The organism is Acinetobacter sp. LUNF3 (genome assembly GCF_022699605.1).
Classification (GTDB): domain Bacteria; phylum Pseudomonadota; class Gammaproteobacteria; order Pseudomonadales; family Moraxellaceae; genus Acinetobacter; species Acinetobacter johnsonii.
The window spans coordinates 1,624,347-1,649,034 of record NZ_CP093968.1; the positions used below are offsets into that span (position 1 = coordinate 1,624,347).

The following is a 24,688-nucleotide window of genomic DNA, read 5'->3' on the forward strand; positions in this document are numbered from 1 at the left end:
CTAATCTATAAAAGTTTTTTTAAAAAGTTTCACAGCTTGTATTAAGCTCAATTGCCGCTCACACAAAGCTTGCTCCAGCGTTGCCAAACCGGCATTTTGCTCTAAATATGCATCAATCCAATTGGCTTGAACCAATGAAACCCAGTGATCTGAATCTAACTTTTGCGTGAAAATTTCACTTAAGGTCATAATATCTGCCCCTTGAAAGCCAAAAAGAAGTACTGGTTTTTCGCTATGTAAAATCCCTATCAGAAGCTCAGCATTTTGATTTTGAATAAAAAAACTGATTAGATTGACCCAAAAAGCTGCAATTTCATAGCAGTAGCTAGAGTTATTAATAGGTAAAATCAACACTTTAGTTAAGCGACTAGTACCATGTTGAATGACGGGCTGTAACAATAATCCGAGTCCAATCATGCTTTGTGCAAGCTCGTAACTGCTCATTCTTAGTAATTGAGAAAATGAATGTATCGTATGGTGTTCATAAAATGCCGAAACTTCGCTGTGATTAAAAACTTGTATCTCATTATTTAATTTAGATAATTTATCAAGCACGATATTGGGGTCACGTATCGAACGTACCACACGATTCTTTTGAAATAAGTCGATTAAAGTTTGCTTATAGCGATATGGCGCATAAATAATATTATCAAAACTATTTTCAACTTCTAATAAATGACTCAATACCATTGGAAATTGACGGCCAGAACTATCGTGACTGGCAATCAAATTTGCCACAAGAAAATTATTTTCTTGTGGATTGGCAATAAAAAAGTCTAATGAAGGTAGCTTTTCATACGCTTGACTAAATCCCTCTGATTGCATGGCATGTTCTAATGCTTCAGTAATCCACTGATCAATCAGTTGAATTAAGGCATACTGACCGCGTGTTTTTAAGAAATCACCACGTGCAGGACATTTTCCGTAATATAAAGCTAAAGTCCGCAGTTCATCCATCACAATACTCCTTACAACCTAGCCACTTTCGAGAAATCATAAACGAGACTCCTGTATCCCCGATGTTGGAGCTTTAGGACTTGCAACAGTTGCTGAAGGTGTGGTTTGCGCTGCCACCACACGTACGGATTTATTGGTGACAATTTGATCGACCAGTTGCATGCCATTGTAACTGCGCTGCCCGCCTACTCCACCATTTGCGTCTCCGCTGATTAAACGGAAATTGACTTTTACTGCAAGCTCTGGATTTTGCTGATTTCTCCAAATCATTTCATAGCTTCCGCCACGTTGCGTTCGCTCAGCACCGTCAATTAAACGATTAATGCCATATTCACCAGGCGCCTCAAAAATCGTATGCGTTTTCCCATCTAAATCAATGGCTGTAATACGCGCGCCTGGAATTGCTCCAGCATTGGGCCATACAAAATTCACCCATTGTTGAATGCCGTTTTCATAAAGCATTCTTTGTCCATCAATATCAATGGTATAGGATAAAAACTTAGGATTTTCAATTGGGTAAAATTGAAAATTGGATTGTGCCGTAGCTGCAGGTGCAGATGAGGCTTGATTTAATGTTCCAGTTGCCATGCCATTACTTGGCGCAACATAGCTTTGGAAATTCATTACAAATTGTGGATTTAAACTAATCCCTAAATCTTTCCATGTCTTAGAAGTCAAGGTATAACCACGACGAATAACCAGTGGATCAAGATACTCTTTGACATAACGCGCAATACTGCCATTTTCGCCAAGAATTTGGCTAATTTCATTGCTGGTTGCTTGCAGTGTCGCTGAAGAGTTAAAAGGATATTTTTTACTCAGGTTCGTGTTGAAAGGTTGGTAGACTTGCATAACCCATAGCTTATTCATCTCATCTTGTGCGGGGAGAATTAAACTTTCAAATGATTGTGTCAGTGGCGACATCAACAGCTTTTGGAGCAGTTTCTGATCAACCTCAGACAAGCCCACAGACATTTTTTCATCGACCAGCTTCTGCGTTGTATTAAAAACAGAGTTTTGCTCATTAATGGTCGACTTAACTAAACTCATCGCAGATGGTCCAATATCCCCTGAGCTTTTCAAGTCATTGAATTTACTTCGAACTTGCGCTAAAGATTGCATGTATTCATCAAGCAAAGACTTATTTTGTTGATCATCACGCTTACGCACCAGCTGATAAAACATCTGGAATTCTTTAGAAATCGGGCCTTGCGCTTGATTCATGACTTTGGCATCAAGCTGAGTTTCATCTCGTCTTAATACTTTGCGTTTAAACCAAGCCACAAAACCTGTTTGTGGCGCTGCCAGCTCCGCCATTACGACTGGATTGTCCCAACTGGTTTCTTTGGCAACGCGATCAAAAACACTACGAATGGGTGAGTTTTCAGGCTCGCCTAAAACTTGGACAAAGCTCGCCTGTTGTCCGTAATCCTTAGCTTTGGCATAATGTATCGCACCTAAAAATTTTCGCCACTCTGCAATATATTCTTTTTTATAGAGTTCTGTGAGTTGTTTACGGATTTGATCGGGACTACCACTAAATGATAAGTCATCCGACTGTGTGCTGTTGAGTACCCAGTCTTTGGTATCCGTAGGACGTTTTGCAACTTCATCGATGGCTTGTTCAACATATTCTGACCATGCAGCATGTGTAAACATACCCGGTAAGGCATAACTGCCTAAGATTGCATTTTGATTGGCATCACCAAGCATTTGTTTTATGGTTAATGCTGGATAACGAACAGCCGCGCGCATTTTTAATTCATTATAAACACGGTCTCGTGCAGGCATCCCACGAACAACAGACAGAAGAACTTGACGCGTTTGATCCACCACTAAGCTGTCTGAGCTGAGTACAGGAAATTTAGGATCGCTAGCTAAAGTCATGCTATACGACAAAATTTGCTCTGCCTTCTGGATCATTTCTCCGCGAGGCATTTGACCACGATTATTATCCAACCATGAACGCCAGAAACGTGTGACTTGATCACTTAAATGACTTGCATCCATATATTGAGTATTGCCCATCATTAAATAGGCTTTTAAAGCATTGTATGCATCTTGTGGATTTGCATCATTAGGCTCTAAATATTGCTGTGTTTTTGCAACAGGTGTCAGCTCTACATTTGCGTGGTTTGTACGCAATTTTTCTTCATTGCTTTTCACCCGCTGTAGATATTGGGCAATATTTTGTTGTGTTGGAATCAAGACGATTTGCTCAACACCTTTTAAATATTCTGTTTTTAACTTCTCCCGCAGCTCATCTCCCTGATACAAACCAAAACCCAGCTTTAAAGGACGATCTTCTTCAAATTGGTCCAACTGCTGCATACGCTCCTGTAAAATCAAGAGTGCACTCAGTTGTGTAGACAACTCTTGGCCCGATTGCTTTTCAAGTAAAACAACTTTGTCTAAATCGGCTTGTACGTCTGCAATCAATTGCTGATTATTCCGATAAGACCACACCCATAGACTTAGAATAATAGCCACACCAAATAAAGCGGCAACAAAGGCAATATAACGCTGACGCTTTCGGCTAGGGTTAATATGTTGTTTAACGAGGTTCTTGTCTTTCAGAATAATGTCAGAAAATAAACCTTTTAAAAAATAGCCATGGTTTTGCGAAACTGAGCGCGTTGGAATGCCATTTTCATTGTCTAAACCTTTTTGCAATAAAAAGTCTTGAGCAATTTGCTCGGTCATTGGACTTTCAATAATGCCTTCTTGCAGTGCACTGGTGAAATAAAAGCCACGGAAAACAGGTTTAAATTGATAAGGGTTATCTTCAAACAGCGTGCCGATAAATGTCTTTAACGCAGGCTTTAAGCTCTTAAACTCTAAAGGAAATGTCATGACACTTGGAGAAATATTCTGCGAGTGTCGACGGCTGAGATGTGTCGTACTGACGCCTTTTAAACCGTCATATAAGATGGAATAATGTTTTTCAAACAATTCAACAGCATTATTAGCCCCATCGGTTGTATAAGGCAGTGTCGCCCCCCAAACCTGATCAAACTCACCGACTTCATAGCATTCAAAAAACTCAGTAAAGCCTGCTATCAGATCCATTTTAGAGAAGACCAAATAAACAGGTGAAAAAACCTCTAAGCGCTCAGTAAGATCTTGAATTCGTGCACGTAAATTCTTTGCCAGTTTGATCGACTTTTCTGGACTGTTACTCACTAACTCAGCAATACTGACAATCACGATCAAGCCATTGATTGGTGCTTTTGAGCGGTTTTTTTTCAAGATATTTAAAAAACCTAACCATTCAAAATGATCTTCCGCATAAACGGAATAACGACCCGCAGTATCTAATAACACGCCTTCTGTTGAAAAAAACCAGTCGCAATGACGCGTTCCACTTAATCCAGCAGAAACTGATTTTTGATGAGTTTCTTCAAAAGGAAACTTTAAACCCGAATTATAAATGGCCGAACTTTTACCTGCAGCAGGATTACCAATTACCATATACCATGGCAACTCGTAGAGTGCAGCATTGCCCTTTTTATCCCCCAGTTTTGATTTTCGAATCAACTGAATAGATTCTTTCATTTGTTGCTGAATCAAATGAAGTTCATCTTTGTTTTTTTGTTTGCCATATTCTGCATTGGTGTCATGTGCAATGGCATCGGCAAGAGCTTCACCTTGTGCAGCATGTCGACGACGTACAATGAGTAAATAAATCCCCCACAGCATCAACCCGAATACATAACAAATCATTAAAGGCCAAAAGATTTTGGCTGGAATGACGTTATACATGGCCATTAGTGCGACAAAACCCGATATAGCCATAATAGCTTTAGGGTTGCTCACATACTGCCAAACATAACCTAAGACGTTATAAAATAAAGAATTCACAATACTCTCTTATTCTTTTTTAATTTAAATGGTTGGTTCTACAGGGATATTACTGTCTTCACACGCATGTAGAAAACAATGTGTAGACATTTGATCAATGCTATAAATCATTGCCATCAACTCATCAGGCAAATGCATACTTAACATAAATCCAAATACTTTGGCCAAATGCTGCGTATGTCCAAAGCTTTGTTTGGTATGAATGAAGTGATGTGATTCAATCCCACTTCGATCAAAAATTTGGTTAAGTTTTTTCATGGTTTGAATGTCTGTAATATCATCGAGCATCAGCACAAAAGGCTGAATATCTTTAAATTGTTCTAATGGCTTCATCGGTGGGGATGCAAAATGATTGGCAAGATTGGCCTCGTTTAGTGCAATCTTGAGTTGTTTTAAGGGTTTGATATCAAATAATGGTAAAGAAGATGATGCTAAGCACCAACTAGAGGCATATTCAGCAGGCAAGTAATGGTCGGTTAACCATGTTTTTTCATCGAGCAGTTCTTGGTCAATTTCAGAATCTACATTCAGGATGAACGTGATTTCCTCTGACTGCTGAGAAATTTGCTCCAATAACAGTATCCAATCTTTATAAGCTGTTTCTTGACTGAAATAATGGTGCTCAAGATGAATTTGCTGCGTAATCACGCCCAGTGAACTTAAATAATCCTGTACGACACCACTGCTTTGTTCTTCATTCCAAACATGTAACATTGATTCAGGCAGCAGCATATGTATATTGATACGGTTTAATTTAGCAACCTGCTGCACATCAGGTTGTTCCTCTGGTTCATTGCTATCATATTCACTCGTAGGATCAATCCATGCCGGATGCATACGATACTCATAGGCCAATTCACTGTCATAAAATAAGGCCGATTGCTTTAAATGCTGCGAGATTTGCCACAATGTTTCTGCATGTTGCTCTAGTTGATGCTCGATCAGGGCTTGAATTCGCAGATGGCGCGGATGATCAACGACTTCATCATCGTCCTGATTTGTAATGACATGATCTAGTGCATGTATGCGATAAGACAGCATCGGTAAGCCATAGGCATTTTGTAATTGCGTATCGAGCTCTGGGCTTTTAAATTTTTTAATCTCGTCAAGAATCTCGTCATTTTCCCCAAAGGCACTATATGCAGACGAGGAATAAATATTCAGGTTTAACCACTGAACTTCAACAGCTTCAGCCTGTTGTTTCTCATCTTGGTTCTCATCATCCTGATGCTGCTCTACTTGCGCTTGTTTTTGTTGCTCTTTGCGCTTTTGGTGAGCTTTAATACCATGATAAATAAATACTGGAGACCATAAAATTACGCACAGAATCAGTGGAAATAGAAGTAAATAATTAAGCAGGTCTGCCCCAGTTGGGTCATACTGAATGTCACGCCAGTAAAAAATGACGATTCCTGCGACAAGCAACAATAAGCTGCTCAAAGTACCAATAAAGAGCTTAAGCATGCCCCATCCCCATCAATGTATAACAGGTTTCGTGATTGTGTTCGGTCGGCATCGGCATTAAAAAAACGCCTTGTGATAAACCAATGGTCATCGTTGAACTCAGCTGAATCGGTTGAATATCCTCTTTCCTCAGGATGATTCTTAAATCCACCCCAAGCGTTGGACTGAGCCAGCTTGCAAGTAATCGTTTAAGTTTTATACTCTCAGCTTGATCGGGTAAAAATTTTAAATACTCGGTGTATGAGACGGGGCCAACTTCTATTTCAATTTTTCCATCTATTTGACGGATATTTTCTCCACAAAAGGTATTAATACCCAATTGATTATTGCCCCCAAGTGTGCTTCTTTGTTCAGGGGACAAGTGAAAAATCTCTTCAACAAATTCTTTAATCTTAAAGGGTTGCTTAAACACACAACTCAGCATGGTTTTTAGCGCATGTGATGTATTATTTTGCCCCTGCATTAATCCAGCGAATTCAGCAAAATAATCATCTAAATCCTGCTGCTCATGCTGCGCACTCACATAGCCATTTAGTGCATGCAAAATATCGAGGTAATGGTTTTCTTGCTCAATCTCATAGCGAATCGGTAAATGGTAAGCTAAAGATGCATCCACATATTGCGCCGTGAGCTTGTGATTAAATAAACCTAAAAAATGAAGTGTTTCATTCCGTTGTATACGCGCACTTTGTTTAATTTTATTGGTATAGCTATACGGTAAGGTGCCCTGAATCCCAGTTAAACCAATCATTAAGTTGGTTAAGTAAATTTTTTCTTCGTCAAGGGTCAAACTCTCAATTTCGGCATTCGGGAAATTGAGATTCAGTGAACTATGAAACTTAAACTGCTTTGCCCAATCCCCTTCTTTTTGGGCATGGGGAGCTTCCGCATGACGTAATAATCGCGTGGCCTGAATAAATTCAAAAGCGTTCGGTTGTTCAATCAGTACATCAACTATAGAAGTGTCTTGCCACCAACGTTCTGCACGCATTGGTATAACTCCTGTTGAGATTGAGCATCTGAAATAACAACATCGACAAAACTGTTCATCTGGACTTTTAGATTAAAGACATGCGACAACAACTGGCTAAAAATATATAAGCTATGTCCTCGAAACACTTTCGAATCTATCCCTAGATTTACTTTCAACCCTCGTATAAACAGTGGGAATGGTTTTGCATCTACCATCTTTTGCTTTAATTCAAAATTAACCGACTGAATCGCATTAATAATAAGGTGGTTTTCTTTAAGCTGAGGCAAATTGTAGAGTTCAAGTAGTTCTTGAATATGGCTTAGAGCATCGCCCTTAGTGAGAGATAAAGTATTTAATGATAAATGCGAAATGATCCGCCATTGCTCTTTTTTATTTTGTTCAAAGTAATAGGGTTTATTCGGTCTTTTTAAAACCACAGCTCGCCGTGCCAGACTACTGTCATTCAGATTTAATATATTGTTGGCTTGGCTCAATGCCTCATGGGGTAAATCACGATTGGAGCATAATAATTGCGTACTGATAAAATCAGATTTGGTTGTTTCAGGTGATAAATGTTTTGAAATAATACTATAACCTGTTTCAACATATTTATTTTGTAGCTGTGCCGAATTCAAACTATAAAAAAACTGAGTCTCATCCTTTTGATAATGACTCATCGCAAAGAATGGATAAATTTCAAAGGTAGTCTGATCTTTATTCGATTTTTCACGAATCATTTGCATTTTGGTAATCGAATAAGTTTGATAAAACTCAGGATGATGAGCATCGGTAATTAAAGGATACTCGAGTTGTTGATGATTAATTTTTTGAGGTTCAGCCTGTTTTTTAAATAAATTGATAACTGGTACTGCATATAATTTAAAGTTTGCGATATTAAACTCAGAATAATTTCGAATATTGACCTGATCATTTAAATTCAGTTTAAGATGAATCAAAATTTCAAACTGATTTTGTTCTTTTTCTAAATATTTTAAAAAACCTAAGTTCATATTGAGGAAGTTAAATTTTTCAGAAAAACAGAAATATTCCATCAACAACCGATATGCATGATGTGTATGTTGATCCAAGGGCAACAGACTTTCCGTTTCAGCAAAACCCATGATACTAAACGGATTTGGGATGTCGATGACGCGATGACCAACCTTTAATGAAAATCCTGTACTCGACTGGAACACAGCATCCAAAACTTGTAGTGGAAAATTGGATATCGCATCCAAATAAATAGGCAAATTTTCTTTTTCTAAAATTCGATGTGCCTGATTAAAAATATTAAATCCTAAGCTAAGCGTTGCATTTTGATTTAAATGCATATGCGCACTAGAATTGGTTTTAAAATTAAGGTGACTAAGTTCAATGGGTAATAACTTTAGTTCTTGTGTAGTGCTAAATTCACACTGTACACCTTTAAAACTCCTTGATTTTATTGCAGTATTTTTAGGAATGAGATGAGCGTCAGTTAATTGTTTACATTTATTTAAGTCTTCAAAACTGACCACAGTACATGCAGGAAATGGTTTGAGGTATTGAGGGAACATCACCTCAAATAAAGACCGGGTAAAGATGTCGTAACTGTCCGCCAGTTTCTTATCAATTCTTGCTGCAATTAAAGAAAAGGACTGAATTAAGCGTTCAATATGCGGATCATCTACTTGCTCTTGGTTTAAGGATAAACGCTGAGCGATTTTTGGGTATTTTTGCGAAAACTCACGGGACTGCTGCCCAAATTCTTGTAATTGTTTTTCGTAGTACGGTAATAATTCTTCAATCACAAATCAGCCCCATTAAGCTCTTGCAGAAATAACATATTGTTGTGTTGTCGGTTTGAGCAAAGCATCAAAAATGACGGGTTCATATAAAGGATGAATATTTAAATAGGCTTGAATACTCAAACACAAAGCCCCCATATTCTGCCCATCGAGCAACATTTCGACTTTGATTTGTTTTAGTCTCGGCTCATGCGCTGTAATAGACGCTGCAATCGACTGGCAAATTTTATCGCGATCGGTCGGATTCGCAGTCGATAATCCAACAAAATCAATGATTCCAAATTGAACAATGGACTTTTTTACCAACGGAAAAGCATCAATTGAATCATTAAAATTCGCCATACGACTGTTCAACAAATCTTCTAAGTCGGTCGCGACGGATTCACGTAGCTCCTGAAGAGACATCCCCAATCGGTCCTGTTCAGTGGTCGGTAGTAATCGGTCAAATAGCGTTTTTCTAAACCCATAGGGATAAAGCTGATCTAGATTCATGTTGATTAAAATCATCTCGCATAAATAAAGGCCAACGTTGGTTAGCCTTTATTTTTTCAGTTATTTTTATGCAGCGTATGATGCAGTATTGTTTGATAGAGACCATTTCTTGGTCACAGCACCTTTTTGTGTGCCATTAATATCTTGCTGGTTATACGTCCATTCCACAGCAGCATATTTCAAACCAAATCCTTCAAGCGGAACACCTTCTTCACTTACTGTTGGTGTAACACTTGAAACCAAAACATGCTTCAATTTAATTTGTAGATACTTGATGCGCTTATCGCCATTTGCGCGATAAAAATCAATTTGTACTTCATCAAAGGTATAACCCGCTGAACATGCTTCCCAAAGTTTTGGACTGGTTGCATCCAAATCTTTAACAAAAAGCATGTCTGAGTGTTCAACACGTTCTGCCGTATGACCACCAACACTTGATGATGTTGCAGACTTTGGCTGACGAATATTGTGCGACCAAGAGTTCACCTCTAACCAGCCTTGGTGCTCTGTATCACGCGACTCGCCATCGACCTTATATTTACCTCTGAACTGTACGTATATGTCTTTCATTTGTAATCTTTTCCTATTCTAAAGTTATTATGTGTTGGCACTCAAATTAGTTTGAGGACTGAGGTAACTCAGTAACAAGTCGCAGTGATACTGACAACTCATCCAACTGGAAATGTGGTCTTAAGAAAACCACAGATTTGTAGTGCCCCGGTTGTGCTGGGTTCTCTACAACTTTGACAGATGCTTCACGCAGCGGATATTGCGCTTTCGCCTCTTGTGAAGCCCCGTCATCAAGCAAAATATATTGAGCCAACCACTCATTTAAAAATGTTTCAATGTTTCCAGCCGAAGCAAAGCTTCCAACTTTGTCTCGCATCATGGCTTTTAAATAATGTGCAATACGTGAAACGGCCATAATGTACTGAATTTGGCTAGATAAAGCAGAGTTTGCATTGGCAGAATCGCTATTATACTTTTTAGGTTTCTGCGTCGATTGCGCACCAAAAAATGCAGCATAATCCGTGTTTTTACAATGCACTAAAGGAATAAAGCCAAGATCACTGAGCTCTTTTTCACGACGATCAGTGATGGCAATTTCAGTTGGACATTTAAAGACAACTTCACCATCACTGGTTTTAAAGGTATGAACAGGCAACCCTTCAACCAAGCCACCACCTTCAACCCCACGAATGGCAGCACACCAACCATGCATATCAAAAGCATTGGTCAAACGCGTGCCAAAAGCGTAGGCTGCGTTCATCCATAAATATTCATCGTGATTTTGCCCAGAGACTTCTTCAACAAAATTAAAGCCTTCAGTCGCTGTACCTTCCTTAGGGTGATAAGGCAAACGACCCAATACACGTGGCATTGTTAATGCAACATAGCGTGCATCATCACTTTCTCGGAAAGAACGCCACTGGACATATTCAGCGGTTTCAAAAATTTTGGATACTTCACGCGGACGGTCAATATCCGTAAAGGATTCTAATCCAAGGATGTTGGCATCTGCTGCAGAAATAAAGGGTGCATGCGCAGCTGCAGCAACATGTGAAATTTGTTCCAGCAAATACATGTCTGAAGGTGTACGATCAAACTCGAAATCGCCAATTAATGTGGCATATGGCGCACCACCAAATGACCCATATTCTTCTTCATAGATCTTTTTAAACAATGTACTTTGATCAAAGTCCGTTGCGCCTTGAAAATCCTTGATTAATTCTTTCTTCGTTGTATTCAACATACGAATCTTAATCAATGGATTAGATGGCGTTTCTTGGCAAAAGTAATATAAACCGCGCCATGTCGATTCAATTTTTTGAAATTGTTCGTCATGGATAATTTTACTGAGCTGCGTTGAAATGAGTGCATCAATTTCAGCAATACGCTTATCAATCGATAATGTCATATTTTCTGAAACAGTAATCGTCCCCGCCATCACTTCTTTAGCAAGTTCGCCAATTAAACTTTTCGCTCGATCATGCTCTTCTTCATTTCGAGCAATTCGACTACGTTCAACGATTGAATCTAAAAGCGTAAATTCTTCTGTAGTATCTTGAGCAACTGCAGCGGATTGGGCATTATTCATTTTCAGCCTCCACACTCATTTTGCGTACTTGATCTGTATTTTGCAGAACTTGATCAAGTAGATCTTCTAAGCGCTCATTATTCGAAATTTTGTTACGCAAATCAGTTAAACGTTCACGAGCTTCCACTAATTTTCTCAATGGATCCACTTGCTGAACCACATTTTCTGGACGAAAATCTTCCATCGACTTAAAGGTCAAATCAACAGACATACGTCCACCATCTTCAGTCAATGTATTTTCAACTTGATAGGCAGCACGCGGTGCTAAGGACTCCATGACTTCATCAATGTTTTCTAAATCAACATTAATAAATTTTTTGTCTTTGAGCTTGTTTTTTTCTATTTCAGATGCCGCGGAAAAATCACCTAAGACACCAACAACAAAAGGTAACTCTTTGATTTCTTTAGCATCACCAACTTCAACATCATAAGTCAGTTGCACCCGAGGTGGTCGAATACGCTGTAACTTTTTTTGGACGCTTTCACGTTTAGCCATATGAAAATCCTGTTTTTTATTATTTCAAAAATGAAAGTTTTTAAAGTGAATTGAAGGGATTTGTATTCGGTTTGCTCGCCACTTCTGTTGATTGTACTTTCTCAACTTTTTTGGGTTTTGCCACCTGAGCCGTTGTTTTCTTTGTGGTTTGTTTGGTTGAATTCGCAGTCTTACGTGTGGTTTTCTTTGGTGCTTTGATCACCACAGCCTTTGCATCACTCGTATCTGGCGCTGGCAAAGAATTACGAACAAGATTAGACAGCTCTTTAGCAGGTGGATAAGTTAAATCTGCAGATAAATAGCGCATTTCTTCTTGACGCATATGATTTAACGCCGTATTTGCAATCGAAACGCCAGCTAAAAACCGAGTATCTGTTAATGATGTATGATTAATATTTCGCGCATTTAACTCTTCAACCAGTTGAAGTGCTTTATAACTTTTCCCGAGTTCTTGATAACGGCTTGCAGCTTGAACCAATAATTTATTTTTTAGCTCATCATTTTTTTTATTTTTACTATCGCAAATCTGTGCATATAAACTTAGTAAATCGTGATCAGTTTCACCATTTACCAATGGGTAATCTTTAATACACTTATTTTTTAAACTAATACCCTCTTCTGCCGCTGCAAAAGCAAATGGTGTCACCGTTAATAAAACGAATGTAGGTAAAATTAAATAATATTTTTTCAAAACTTGCCTCAAACCTTTATGAATAAAAAATTAAAATTATTATCAGTAATTTCGATTTAAAATATACACACCCTAGGTAAATACTTTCTGCTTATATAATGCGCTTGGATTTAACAAAAATATGGCACCTAAAGTCAAGGGAAGAAATGTTACTCAAAAGTAACTGTGTTTGCTTTTTGTAATATATCTTCTTTTTTATCTAAATTTCATTTGTGTATTATGATGGCATATATATAAAATACCCGCCAAATAGCATTTATAATGGCTTGTAAAATGCTAATTTATAAATAATTTTATATTTACACTAAAAACACAGATAGCCATTGGCATATTTGTCTTGTAAAAACTTTGCTATAAAGCATGACTGAGTTACATATGAATAACCTTAAAATATTAATTAAGAAGCTATCTAATCATGCGCGTGTTGCTCTAGAGAAGTCTGCAAATAGTTGTATTAATCAACAAAATTATGAAATCGAAATTGAGCATTTTTTTCTTGAATTATTAGAACAACAAGAGCCAAATGATCTCCACTTATTGGTTGAAAAATATAAAATTTCCCATGATTTTTTAGTTAAGGATTTACAACTCAGTCTTTCCCAGTTGCCTAAAGGAAATACTCGCACCCCGATATTTGCTCAATCCATAATTCGTTTATTGGAGCAAGCGTGGTTACTTGCTTCAGCCGAACAAAATCCTGTCATTCGAACAGGTCATATTTTGGTAGCACTTTTAACAGCACCAGATTTGCATCAAATGGCATTGCGCGCTTCAAGCCAGTTTGAACTGTTCCCGATCGATACAATGAAACATAAATTTTTAGACCTATGCTCAAACAGTATCGAACAAGACGTTTTACAGAAACCAGCGCCAAGCGAAAGCACTGAACCAGCACAACATCTGGCTAAAAACAAAACGCCAGCACTTGATCAATATACGATTAACCTGACCCAAAAGGCACAAAGTGGCCTTATCGACCCTGTTATCGGTCGTGAGTTTGAAATACGTTTAATGCTCGATATCCTAATGCGTCGACGCCAAAATAACCCCATTTTAACTGGTGAACCGGGTGTAGGAAAAACGGCTGTCGTTGAAGGTTTGGCACTAAAAATCGTGAACAACCAAGTGCCTGATGCTTTAAAAAATGTTCAGCTGCATACGCTTGATATGGGACTATTACAAGCAGGTGCCAGCGTAAAAGGTGAATTTGAAAATCGCTTGAAACAAGTGATTCAAGAGGTTCAGTCTGCCACGCATCCTATAATTTTATTTATCGATGAAGCTCACACTTTGATTGGTGCAGGAGGTCAAGCAGGCCAAAATGATGCTGCCAATCTATTAAAACCCGCACTGGCTCGTGGTGAGTTACGTACCATTGCAGCAACCACATGGGCTGAATATAAACAATATTTTGAAAAAGATGCAGCGCTCAGTCGACGCTTTCAAGTCGTTAAAGTTGAAGAACCAACCGAAGATGTCGCCATCGATATGTTACGTGCCATGCTACCAGTCATGGCCAATCATTTTAATTTAAATATTGATGATGAAGCTATCATCACAGCCGTACACTCTTCACATCGTTATATTAGTGGTCGTCAACTCCCAGACAAAGCAATTAGTGTACTGGATACAGCCGCAGCGCGTGTAGCACTCACTCAGAATGCACAACCTGTAAAGTTAGATCAGATACTTGCTCAACAACATAATCTCAAACTTGAATATGAGATTTTAGAAAATGAACATAAAAATTTACCGATTCATCATGAGCGCTTGCACGATTTGAAGCAAAAACTAGCGCAGCTTGAGCGCGAAATTGAATACACTCAAACGCAGTGGCAAAAAGAAAGAGCGCTTGTTGAACAGATAAAACAACGCCAACAAGATATAACTGCTAACAACACTCAAGAAGAGATTACTGCGCTTCGTGAAGAATTAAGCAATGTACAAGGCCAGAATCCCTTAGTGTTTGAGCGCGTTAATGCACAAATCATTAATGAAATTATTTCAGACTGGACCGGTATTCCTGTGGGCAATATGGTGAACGATGAAATAAAACAGATTCTCAGCCTAGAAAGCAAACTGGCTGAGCGTGTTATGGGACAAGACTCTGCCCTACATCAACTGGTTCAGGGGATTAAAACATCTAAAGCAAAATTGGATGATCCTAATAAACCGCAAGGCGTGTTCATGTTGGTGGGGCCAAGTGGTGTCGGTAAAACCGAAACCGCACTTGCGCTGGCGAGTGAGCTTTATGGTGGAGAATCCCACCTAATCACTATTAATATGTCTGAATATCAAGAAGCACATACCGTTTCTTCTTTAAAAGGTGCTCCACCTGGATATGTGGGATATGGTCAAGGTGGTGTGCTGACTGAAGCCGTTCGCCGCAATCCTTATAGTGTGGTTTTATTGGATGAAATTGAAAAAGCACACAACGATGTTCAAGAACTCTTTTATCAAGTTTTCGACAAAGGTACGCTTGAGGATGGTGAAGGCCGAATCATCGACTTTAAGAATACCACCATTATTTTGACCTCGAATGTAGGTTCGAATGCCATTATGCAGGCGTGTTTGAATCAACCGATTGAGGAGTGGCCAACAGCAGAAAGCCTAGCTGAGCAGTTAAAACCAAGTTTATATAAACAATTTAAACCTGCTTTTTTAGGGCGCATGCGTATCGTTCCCTATTTCCCACTGCATGATGATTTACTGGTTCAAATTATCCATCATAAAATCAAGAAAATAACCGCTCGCCTTGAGAAGCAGTACCAAAGCAAAGTTCAATATTCAGAGGAACTGGTAGAATTGTTATTAAGTCGCTGCACGGAAGTCGATAGCGGCGCACGGAATGTTGATCACATTTTGAATGCCAGTATATTGCCTGCTTTAGCCACAGAAATATTGATGGCTTTGGCAGCAGATCATTTGCCTAGAGTCATTCAGATCGATGTCAAAGATGATGAAATTACTTATGTTTTAGACCCTGTCGAAAAGACCACGGCTAAAAAGAAACGACATCCTGCTAAAAATAAAGCGAATCAAGTTTAATAGAATATAGAGTGTAAAATTATGAGCTTAGAAATCGAGCCTTTATTGTCTCCTATCTCAAGCGATCAACCATGTGGACAAGACTTGTCTTTTTCCAATGAATTCCACGCTATCAAAATCGCAAAAACTCAGGATGATCCATTACTTGATCAAGGCGACTGGGTCGCTGAACCCAAGCAAGCAGACTGGCATTTCGTTGAACAAAAATCTATCGAGCTTCTCACGGGAAAATCAAAAGATTTACGCTTATTGGGCTGGTTACTTGAAGCGTGGTCAAATTTATACGGATTCGAAGGCACCGCAAAAGCCCTAGAGCTTATGCACCGGACGTTAAATGAGTATTGGACACAACTTCATCCTGAAATTGAAGAAGAAGATTTAGATCAACGTCTAGGTTTATTGCAAGGCTCAATTAATCATTTGATTCCACTGCTTAAACAAGTCGCTATCGTGAATGTTCCTGCATTTTCACTCAGTGATTATGAAGCCTTACTGAGACAAAAAAACCATTTGTTGAAACAAGTCGAAAGTTATACAGATGATACCAATAGCTCTCAGATTTTAGAACAATTTGAGCAGAGCTTGTTCAATACATCAAAATCATTTCAATATCAGAACTATCAACATTTTTCGGCGATTCTGGCTGAATGGTCAATTTTGAAAAGTGTATTAGATACCTTAATGGGCTTAGATGCACCAAGCTTTGCTGCTATTGATACTCAGCTTGAAGACATCCACACCAGTTTAAAAAAGCTCTATAAAACCGATGTTTTTACCCAACCTGTAATGGCGACACAAACGTCTGAGTCTTCTGCTGCCGCAACGATAACAACACAGGCACTTTCATTTACTCAGCACAAAGAACAAGAGATTGACATGAACACCGTCCATCCATCCAAAGGCTTTCAGGTTCAACCGCAAAATCACTTGGCAAACCGTGAACAAGCCATGCGGGTATTACAAGAAATTTCTGACTATTTCCAAGCCAATGAACCGCATAGTCCCGTAAGCTATATGTTACAGAAAACCATCAAGTGGAGTCAGATGCCACTACATGAATGGTTAAATCAAGTCATTAAAAACGAAAATCCACTGCATAACGTCCAAGAACTACTGGGCGTGCAACAAGCAAATGAATCAAGCGACTGGTAATCTAAATGTTTAAAGCAGAAAAAATACTTTGGGGTGAAGGTCTATTTTTACGTCCTCAACATTTTCAATTACAAGATGCGTATCATGAACAACGTCTGAATCATACCATTCGTTCCACGATTCCATTTGCCTATGGCATTCAAAATATTCAATTTGATGAAGCCCAGTTACACACACATATCTTGGCACTCGAAAGTATTAGTATGATTTGGCAAGATGGCGAAATTTATCAGGCGCCAACACGTGATTTGCTGCCAGAGCCAGTGTTATTAGATGAACTGAATTTACGTGGCGAAATCCTGGTTTATTTAGCCTTGCCGATTGTACAAGCCAATAAGAAAAATGTGAGCGCTGAAAATAGTGCACAGTTTGGTCGCTACCACTCTTATCTGACCTCAACCCACGATTTATTTACAGATGCAACTGCAGCAGATATCACCTTATTGCGCCGCCGTGCAGAGTTTCGCTTGTTAGAGGCGAACGTAGAACCGAATCAAGAACTGGATGGTTTTTTGTATTTAGCTTTAGCAAAAATTAAACGTCAAAGCTCAGGTCAATTTGAATTTGATCGTCATTTTATTCCGCCTATCTTGCATATTGAATCTTCTGAAAATCTTATCTCGAGTTTGAAACGCAGTTTAAATGTCATCAAAGCGAAAATTAAGACCATTCAAAGTAATAATCGAGAAAATGAGCAAAAACTGATTGAGTTTCGCTCTGGCGACATTGTGTCATTTTGGTTGGTCAATGCACTCAACACAGCACACGCGACGTTGAATCATTTATTGCAATATCCGCATATCCATCCAGAGCGACTGTTTTTTGAATTATTACGTTTAATAGGCTCATTACTGACCTTTTCAACGGCTCATGAGGTTGATCATTTACCTCGCTATCAACACCATAATTTACAAGAAAGTTTTAGTCAGCTCGATGTCATTCTACGTGAGTTATTAGATACGATTATTTCAAACCGCTACATCAGTATCCAATTGAAAGAAACACGACCATCTTATTGGTTAGGCAGTTTAGAGTCAGACAAAATTACTCGAGATTCAAGACTTTACTTGGCTGTTTCTAGCAGCATGATGCAAAGTCACGAACTAATTCAATTGGTTCCGTTACGATTTAAAGTGGGCAATACCGTAGATGTTGAACAACGCGTCATCGCCGCACTACCTGCAGTTCCTTTGCATCATTTAATGCAGGTTCCAACCGCTATTCCAGTGCGATCTGGTGTGAGTTACTTTGAAATTGAACCAAATAATGACTTATACCAACGCATGTTGGATGCCGAGTCGATTTGTATTTATATTCCGGCAGGTTTCCAAGATATTGCTGTTGAATTGATTGCTGTGATGAATGGCTAAGGAAATGAATCATGAATAATGCCCCTTCACTTTTTGATGATGGACAAATTGGAACTGGTTCAATTTCTCAGCCCATGACCGCCAAAGCCACCAGCACAACCAACTTGGTCGACTTACTCCATGATGGTTTTTATATTGTATTTTTATTGAAAAACAAATATATACCGAGTAGTGCAACGGAATTCCGCGAAAAAATTATTGCTCTACTCAATCGCTTTGAAAACCAAGCCCGAAAATTACAATTTTCATCAGATGATATTCAAGATGCTAAATATGCTTACTGTGCATTATTAGATGAAACCATTGTGACTCAGCAAGATGCACAATTTTTCGAGCTACAAAATAGTTGGTTAATCAGTCCCTTACAGCTTAGTTTATTTGGCTCGCAACTTGCGGGTTATCGTTTTTTCGAAATTTTAGAAGAGTTACGCCGTAAAGGTAATAGTCGATTAGCCGCACTTGAAGTTTATCATTACTGCATGCTTCTGGGTTTTCATGGTAGATATCGCATTGAATCTATAGAAAATTTAAACCATTTGGTGGCACGTGTAGGCGATGAAATCGACTACTTAAAAGGAAAAAAGGCGGCCTTTTCTCCTTTTGCATCGCTCCCCGATCAAATTAAACACATGATTCACCGTGAGCTTCCTTTTTACTGGATTTTACTTTTTCTAATCGTATTCGCACTCTTATCCTTTGCGGGCTTGCGCTATATGTTATCAAAGCAAAGTACGAATTCTTTAGCCACATATGAAAATGTCATTTCTACGCCAACAGAACAGGCACATATTACTATTCATTTACCCTAAGAACTAACTCCATGGCTCATGAAAAACGGACTTCAGTCAAAATTTTGACGTCTACAAAAAAGAAAAATATTTCACCTATGCTCTATGCGTTTGGTGGTTTTTTGGGTGGTGTCGTATTGATGGCCACTCTTGGTTTTACTTATTTTTTTGCACAACAAAAAAATGATTCAAGACAGGTTAATCAAAGTTCTAGCGTGGATGTCACTGAACCCTCAGTCGATAATGAAGCCCCGACGCGGGAACCCGAAGCTATTTTTGAAGCGACTAAAGCCATCCCTTCTAAAAGTGTTCAACCTTCAAATGTAACTGAGCCGCCTGCTGATTTTCCTCAACCCAAAGAAGATGAATTAAGCAAAGCTTTTCTTCGTCCAACCGAAACAGTTGCTGCACCATCGATGAAGAGTGCTAGTCCGCAGCCCTTACCAAAAGAAAATAAGAAACAAAACTCGTCAACGCAAAGTTCGGCCGCACCGAAAGATAAAAATCACGACAAAGTAACCAAAGCAGAACAGGCTGTGGAAAAATCCGAAGAATCTCCCACAGGTAGTGTACAAACCAAAATTACAACTCGTACCGTCGAAGCCCCAATGCCAGCTACTATCAGACTATGATTTATGCTCTTTTTTCGCTTTTTCTAATCCTGGCACTAGGACTAGGTTTGGCACTATCCTACGAACTCAGAGCAAAATTTGCTGGCTTTTTTGTCGGGTTAATTCCTCAAGGAAAAAAAAGATTTCAATCCGCTCGTCATTTTGCACAGCATATAAATCATGCTGCTGCGCCCGAGCAATTGCAATCGCATTGGCATATTCAACAGTGGTGGATATTGGTTGCGGGTCTATTCTTATTTGCTAGCATCTTAATGTTTGCTTTTACCAGTCCAGTCACACCCACTAAAATCGAAGCGGATTATTTAAGACAATCGGATCCACAAATTTATGCCCTACTTGATGGACAAATTTTGTCTCCGCCACCTGAAATCGAAGAATCCTTAGTTGCTGCGGCCATAGTTGAAGCAAGTATGCTTGAGCAAGCGGATCTTAATAATAATTCTATTCAAGCCAGTGCTTTGAATTACGATCCAAGTATTCAGGATGTTCATTCAACTACTCATTCACATGACAATTTAGCAACGGCTGACCGTAAGTGGCACAAAATGAACCCACGCTATAAACAACGTCTACTGATGGTATTTAAAATAATGCGTGAGCAGCATGGATATGAACTCGTTTTACTGGAAGGCTATCGTAGCCCGCAGCGTCAGAATTCTTTAGCCAGCAATAAAAATACGACTTTGGCTCGTGGTTATCAGAGCTATCACCAATTTGGCTTGGCGGCGGATGTCGCATTTAAGCGGGATGGAAAAGTCGTTATTTCTGAACGAGATCCATGGGCGATGCGTGGCTATCAGCTCTATGGTGAAGTTGCAGAATCTGTAGGTTTAACTTGGGGCGGGCGTTGGAAGTCGATCCAAGACTATGGCCATACTGAATATCGAATGCCGAATTTAAAGAAAACTGCGGAAATGGCTGAAAAGCTGACCTCTGAAGGACAACTTTCAGCTGCGAATTTGAGTTAATCAGGTTGAAGGCTGACTCAAATATTGAGTGATGATTTGCAGAACTTGCGCAGTTTTCTCTGCATGTAACCAGTGTCCAGCATCTGCAACCGTCTGAATCTGGGCTTGAGAAAACTGCGATTGGATAGCTTCTATATATTCTGGCTTTTTTACATAAGGTGAGTTTCCACCACGTATAAATAATGCAGGCTTATGCCATGTTTCTATATTTTCCCATGACAGAATTTGGGCATAGTTCTGATACAGTGCATCTACATTAAACAACCACTTCCCTTTGCTAAAAGATTTCAAGAGAAACTGAATAACCATTTCTTCTTTGAGATATTCACGTATGATTTCTATAGCTTGCTGACGTGTTTCAATATCTGCTTTTTGTACTGCAAAGAGCGCTTTAAAAATTTGCTCATGATGATTTTCTTTATAAGCAATAGGCGTAATATCCAATACCACCAGTTGATCTAGTCGATCTCCTGCGAGTTCGGTCACTTTCATCACCAGTTTTCCACCCATCGAATGCCCGACCAAAGAAAAGTGCTCGATATTGAGTTCATTTAAAGTTTCAATTAGATCGGCTGCCATGACTTCATAAGTCATAACATTGGAATGTGACGATAACCCATGATTACGTACATCTACCTGTAATACATGGTGGCTTGAATAAAACTCTCGTGCCAACATCCCTAAATTGCTTAAACTGCCAAATAAACCGTGAACAAAGACCAGTGTTTTTGCCGCTGGCTGCTCATTTTGATGAAATTGATGATTTAAGATCATATGAAACTTACTTTATTTGCTTGCTATAGATATTGAATTTTTAATGGAAATAAATCAAATGACTTTTTATATTCAGCTCAATTTTGCTTAGGCTATTTTGAGTGAAATACTTACTTAGGCTAAATTTAAAGGCATGATGTACATGTCTGTTTAATATCAGATCAGATTTTAAGCAAGTGAAAAAATGCTTAAGACCTTAAGTCTTGCTACCTTTCTATTTTAAAAATAATTCAGCGGAATTTTTAAGTAAGAAATACCATTGTCTTCTGGTTGAGGGAACTTGCCTGCAAACATATTGATTTGAATTGCTGGTAATATCAATTTTGGCATGCTTAACGTTGCATCACGGCGATTTCGCATCTCGACAAAATCGACCCTTTCCGTTGTAATATTGATATGAATGTTTTCATGCTTTTGCGAATAAACCGATGTCTCATATTGGTATTGATCACGACTTTCGGGTAAGTAGTCATGACATAAGAACATCCGCGTTTGATCTGGCAATGTGTACAAAGTCTTCACCGAGTCAAATAAAGTCGCCGCACTCCCCTTTGGGAAATCACAACGTGCCGTTCCATAGTCAGGCATAAACAAAGTGTCCCCCACAAAAACAGCATCACCAATGACATAACTGAGACACGCAGGTGTATGCCCTGGTGTCGGAATATTATATGCTTTTATGTTGCCTATTAAAAATGTCTCGTGATCTGCAAAAAGATAATCAAAGGACTGCGTAGCGTTTAAACTTTTAATATCTAAGTGATAAATCTCACCAAAAGTTTGTTGTACGATCTCAATCTTATGACTAATCGCAATTTTTCCACCTAGTTTTTGCTTTAAATACTGTGCAGCACTTAGATGATCTGCATGAACATGTGTTTCTAAAATCCAGTCTACGCTTAGGCTATTTTCTTGAATATAAGTAATGATTAAATCGGCCTGCTCTGTTTTGGTCGTTGCCGATGCTGCATCATAGTCCAACACACTATCAATCACGGCGCAGCGCTGAGTGTCTGGATCGCTCACTACATAACTAAACGTATTGGTCACTGAATCAAAGAATGCTTTTACTTGCGCGGTTTGCTTCATGGCATTTTCTCCATCACTTTACGATGTAGCAGCACACCGACAGACATCGCAATTATAAAATAGATCGCTTGATAATAACCAAGTCCAATCAAAGTAAAACTCGGCGCAGGACAAATTCCCGCAATTCCCCAGCCTATACCAAATAGCAAACTTCCCAAGATCAGTTTTCTGTCGATTTTCGTATTTTTAGGAAGTTGTATGGCTTCACCATAAAAGGTTTGTGGATGTGGCTGACGTACAGCTTTTTGAAAAGGAATAAATGCAATCGCAATTGCACCCATCATCACAAAAGCTAAACTGGCATCCCACTGCCCGAGAATATCTAAAAAGCCAATCACTTTCGCAGGATTCGACATTCCTGAAAGCATGAGACCAATTGAAAATAATCCACCCCAAATGAATGCCCAAACATTTTTCATTTTAGATTGCTCCAAGCATATGACGGACGACATACACAGTGATAAAGCCTGTGAACATAAAACTCATCGTAGCGATGATTGAACGTTTGGATAAGCGACTGATACCACAAATACCATGCCCACTGGTACAACCAGATCCTAAGCGAGTTCCAAAGCCGACCAATACGCCCGCAATAATTAACATGAAAGGTGTAGCTTCAATATAGATCTCTGGCTGAACAAAAGCGGCATATATAAACGGAACAATGAACAGGCCCAATAAAAACCACAGTGCAGGCGTATTTATAATCCCTTTTAAGTTTAAAACTTGTGAGACCAGACCACTAATTCCCGCAATCCGCCCATTGGTATATAAATATCCAACGACGGAGATGCCGAGTAATATTCCACCTATAAAAGACCACGCAAAATCATGCATTGGTAAGCACCTTAATATAATATATATTTTTATAATATATTTAATTAAAAAATAATCAAGCCCCCTTTGTATCTATCGATGCTATGCACGTCTATGACCACTGTCTACGGGGTCTTTCATCTAGCTTTAGATATTTGAATGGCACTACCCGTCCGTTCTCGAAGCTTTTAGTCTTTTAGATAACACCTTAAAGCATTTCTTTTACATAGTTATTCTTCACAATAACGTAAAAAGCTTGAATATATCCCCGAGAGATTTTGTATTCAGCTCTTTTTTAGATTAGAAATACTTAACTTATCTCGTTTTATTTCATAATAGTTTTCATTTAAAGAAACTGAATAGAGTTAGAGGAACATCTCTACATCATGATCATTATTCTCAGTTTATGAAACACATTTACGACTTTTGAATATTTTTTTATGCGGGCAGACACATGAAAAAGGATAAAATAATCTGCTCTTTTTCTGAGCAGTTTATTGGAATTCTGATAATACGCGCTCTGCAAACCATATTGGGAGCTTAGACACAGCGGCATTCATTTTTAAGGTTTCAGCTGCTTCTATTTCTGCAAGAAAAGACGCCTGTATACCGTCAGAAGAGTTATCAAACAAGTAGGTTCGATCACAGCAATCTATGGCTTGCATGAGCAGATCCATACTACGATAATAACGTTCAATAATTTTCTGCTCAGGAACAGGATGGCCGCCCACACTGACACGATACTTGACTCGGGCAATATTGATTTGTGGGTCTACTGTTGAGACATAATATAGATAGGTTTTATAACCCTGACGTTTCGCTTCTCGGAGAAACTCAACTTTAGAGATATGTGACATGACCGTCTCAAAAGTAAAACTGACTTTTAAGCGCAGAAACTCAAGCCGGATATAGTCAATAATGCGTGCACAGAGATAAGAATCAATTTCTTCGGTTTTAAACTCGATCTTCCATTCATCTAGCACAATTGGCTCATGTGCAAGTAAGGCCACAAACTGTCCCGCTTGAGGACGCTTCTTACTTTTTAGAAAAGTGACCAACTCTGAAGCTTTTAAGGAAGGATGATAATGCAATAAATCAATGCGTTGACTCTGTCTTAAGTTTTGTTCCAGTTCATCTGCATTTAAATATGCCCCAATATGTTGGGGCAAGAGGTAATCTTTAACAGTGCTTTTACCAGAACCATTCGGCCCTGCAAACATTCTTATTCTAGG

General features: G+C 38.8%; 21 protein-coding genes. 6 read left to right on the forward strand and 15 right to left on the reverse strand.

The window, feature by feature from the left end; translation table 11 throughout:
- The 10 genes from tagF to MN200_RS07990 form a co-directional block, all read right to left on the reverse strand.
- Positions 1–957: a type VI secretion system-associated protein TagF gene (gene tagF, locus MN200_RS07945; RefSeq protein WP_058869616.1), complete on the reverse strand. Its 957-nt coding sequence runs from the start codon at positions 955–957 to the stop codon at positions 1–3.
- 36 nt (positions 958–993) lie between these two features.
- Positions 994–4,752, reverse strand: coding sequence for a type VI secretion system membrane subunit TssM (gene tssM / locus MN200_RS07950; RefSeq protein ID WP_171333659.1), 3,759 nt, complete (start codon positions 4,750–4,752; stop codon positions 994–996).
- A 90-nt stretch (positions 4,753–4,842) separates the two neighbouring features.
- Entirely contained in the window at positions 4,843–6,282 is a 1,440-nt protein-coding gene (locus MN200_RS07955; RefSeq protein ID WP_058869618.1) for a hypothetical protein, read from the reverse strand.
- A complete protein-coding gene (tssG, locus tag MN200_RS07960) occupies positions 6,275–7,273 on the reverse strand; it encodes a type VI secretion system baseplate subunit TssG (RefSeq protein ID WP_058869619.1) in 999 nt (332 codons plus the stop codon). Before tssG ends, MN200_RS07955 begins: the two co-directional genes overlap by 8 nt.
- Entirely contained in the window at positions 7,237–9,045 is a 1,809-nt protein-coding gene (gene tssF, locus MN200_RS07965; protein ID WP_242760490.1) for a type VI secretion system baseplate subunit TssF, read from the reverse strand. The genes tssG and tssF overlap by 37 nt, the downstream gene beginning before the upstream one ends.
- A 12-nt stretch (positions 9,046–9,057) precedes the next feature.
- Complete coding sequence (tssE, locus tag MN200_RS07970; protein ID WP_010326723.1) at positions 9,058–9,534, reverse strand: type VI secretion system baseplate subunit TssE; 477 nt, start codon at positions 9,532–9,534, stop codon at positions 9,058–9,060.
- A gap of 66 nt (positions 9,535–9,600) precedes the next feature.
- Positions 9,601–10,104, reverse strand: coding sequence for a type VI secretion system tube protein Hcp (locus MN200_RS07975; RefSeq protein ID WP_004693082.1), 504 nt, complete (start codon positions 10,102–10,104; stop codon positions 9,601–9,603).
- Positions 10,105–10,150: 46 nt separating this feature from the next.
- Positions 10,151–11,632, reverse strand: a complete 1,482-nt coding sequence (gene tssC, locus MN200_RS07980; protein WP_004693079.1) for a type VI secretion system contractile sheath large subunit — start codon at positions 11,630–11,632, stop codon at positions 10,151–10,153.
- Positions 11,625–12,128 (reverse strand): type VI secretion system contractile sheath small subunit, encoded by a 504-nt coding sequence (gene tssB / locus MN200_RS07985; protein ID WP_125273829.1) that lies wholly within the window; start codon positions 12,126–12,128, stop codon positions 11,625–11,627. Before tssB ends, tssC begins: the two co-directional genes overlap by 8 nt.
- Before the next feature lie 40 nt (positions 12,129–12,168).
- Positions 12,169–12,819: a hypothetical protein gene (locus MN200_RS07990; protein ID WP_242760492.1), complete on the reverse strand. Its 651-nt coding sequence runs from the start codon at positions 12,817–12,819 to the stop codon at positions 12,169–12,171.
- 375 nt (positions 12,820–13,194) lie between these two features.
- Between MN200_RS07990 and tssH the strand changes: the two genes are divergently transcribed.
- Genes tssH through MN200_RS08020 form a run of 6 tightly spaced genes read left to right on the forward strand, consistent with a single transcriptional unit; the run spans position 13,195 to position 20,777 of the window.
- Positions 13,195–15,867: a type VI secretion system ATPase TssH gene (gene tssH / locus MN200_RS07995; protein ID WP_242760494.1), complete on the forward strand. Its 2,673-nt coding sequence runs from the start codon at positions 13,195–13,197 to the stop codon at positions 15,865–15,867.
- 21 nt (positions 15,868–15,888) lie between these two features.
- Positions 15,889–17,019 carry a type VI secretion system protein TssA gene (gene tssA / locus MN200_RS08000; protein ID WP_184118769.1) on the forward strand — a complete coding sequence of 377 codons (1,131 nt, stop codon included), beginning with the start codon at positions 15,889–15,891 and terminating at the stop codon, positions 17,017–17,019.
- Positions 17,020–17,024: 5 nt separating this feature from the next.
- A complete protein-coding gene (gene tssK / locus MN200_RS08005) occupies positions 17,025–18,389 on the forward strand; it encodes a type VI secretion system baseplate subunit TssK (RefSeq protein ID WP_148826041.1) in 1,365 nt (454 codons plus the stop codon).
- Positions 18,390–18,400: 11 nt separating this feature from the next.
- Positions 18,401–19,198: a type IVB secretion system protein IcmH/DotU gene (gene icmH / locus MN200_RS08010; protein ID WP_004979571.1), complete on the forward strand. Its 798-nt coding sequence runs from the start codon at positions 18,401–18,403 to the stop codon at positions 19,196–19,198.
- An 11-nt stretch (positions 19,199–19,209) separates the two neighbouring features.
- Positions 19,210–19,809, forward strand: coding sequence for a hypothetical protein (locus tag MN200_RS08015; protein WP_004979569.1), 600 nt, complete (start codon positions 19,210–19,212; stop codon positions 19,807–19,809).
- Positions 19,806–20,777, forward strand: coding sequence for a M15 family metallopeptidase (locus MN200_RS08020; RefSeq protein WP_058869626.1), 972 nt, complete (start codon positions 19,806–19,808; stop codon positions 20,775–20,777). The genes MN200_RS08015 and MN200_RS08020 overlap by 4 nt, the downstream gene beginning before the upstream one ends.
- Here the strand turns inward: MN200_RS08020 and MN200_RS08025 are convergent, their stop codons facing one another.
- The 5 genes from MN200_RS08025 to MN200_RS08045 all read right to left on the reverse strand — a co-directional run bounded on the left by MN200_RS08025 (position 20,778) and on the right by MN200_RS08045 (position 24,676).
- Entirely contained in the window at positions 20,778–21,551 is a 774-nt protein-coding gene (locus tag MN200_RS08025; RefSeq protein ID WP_058869627.1) for an alpha/beta fold hydrolase, read from the reverse strand.
- Positions 21,552–21,770: 219 nt separating this feature from the next.
- Positions 21,771–22,640 (reverse strand): MBL fold metallo-hydrolase, encoded by an 870-nt coding sequence (locus tag MN200_RS08030; RefSeq protein ID WP_058869628.1) that lies wholly within the window; start codon positions 22,638–22,640, stop codon positions 21,771–21,773.
- A complete protein-coding gene (locus MN200_RS08035; RefSeq protein ID WP_058869629.1) occupies positions 22,637–23,059 on the reverse strand; it encodes a YeeE/YedE family protein in 423 nt (140 codons plus the stop codon). Before MN200_RS08035 ends, MN200_RS08030 begins: the two co-directional genes overlap by 4 nt.
- Position 23,060: 1 nt before the next feature.
- Complete coding sequence (locus MN200_RS08040; protein ID WP_058869630.1) at positions 23,061–23,477, reverse strand: YeeE/YedE thiosulfate transporter family protein; 417 nt, start codon at positions 23,475–23,477, stop codon at positions 23,061–23,063.
- A 473-nt stretch (positions 23,478–23,950) separates the two neighbouring features.
- Complete coding sequence (locus tag MN200_RS08045) at positions 23,951–24,676, reverse strand: zeta toxin (protein ID WP_081313244.1); 726 nt, start codon at positions 24,674–24,676, stop codon at positions 23,951–23,953.
- Between the last annotated feature and the right edge of the window lie 12 nt (positions 24,677–24,688).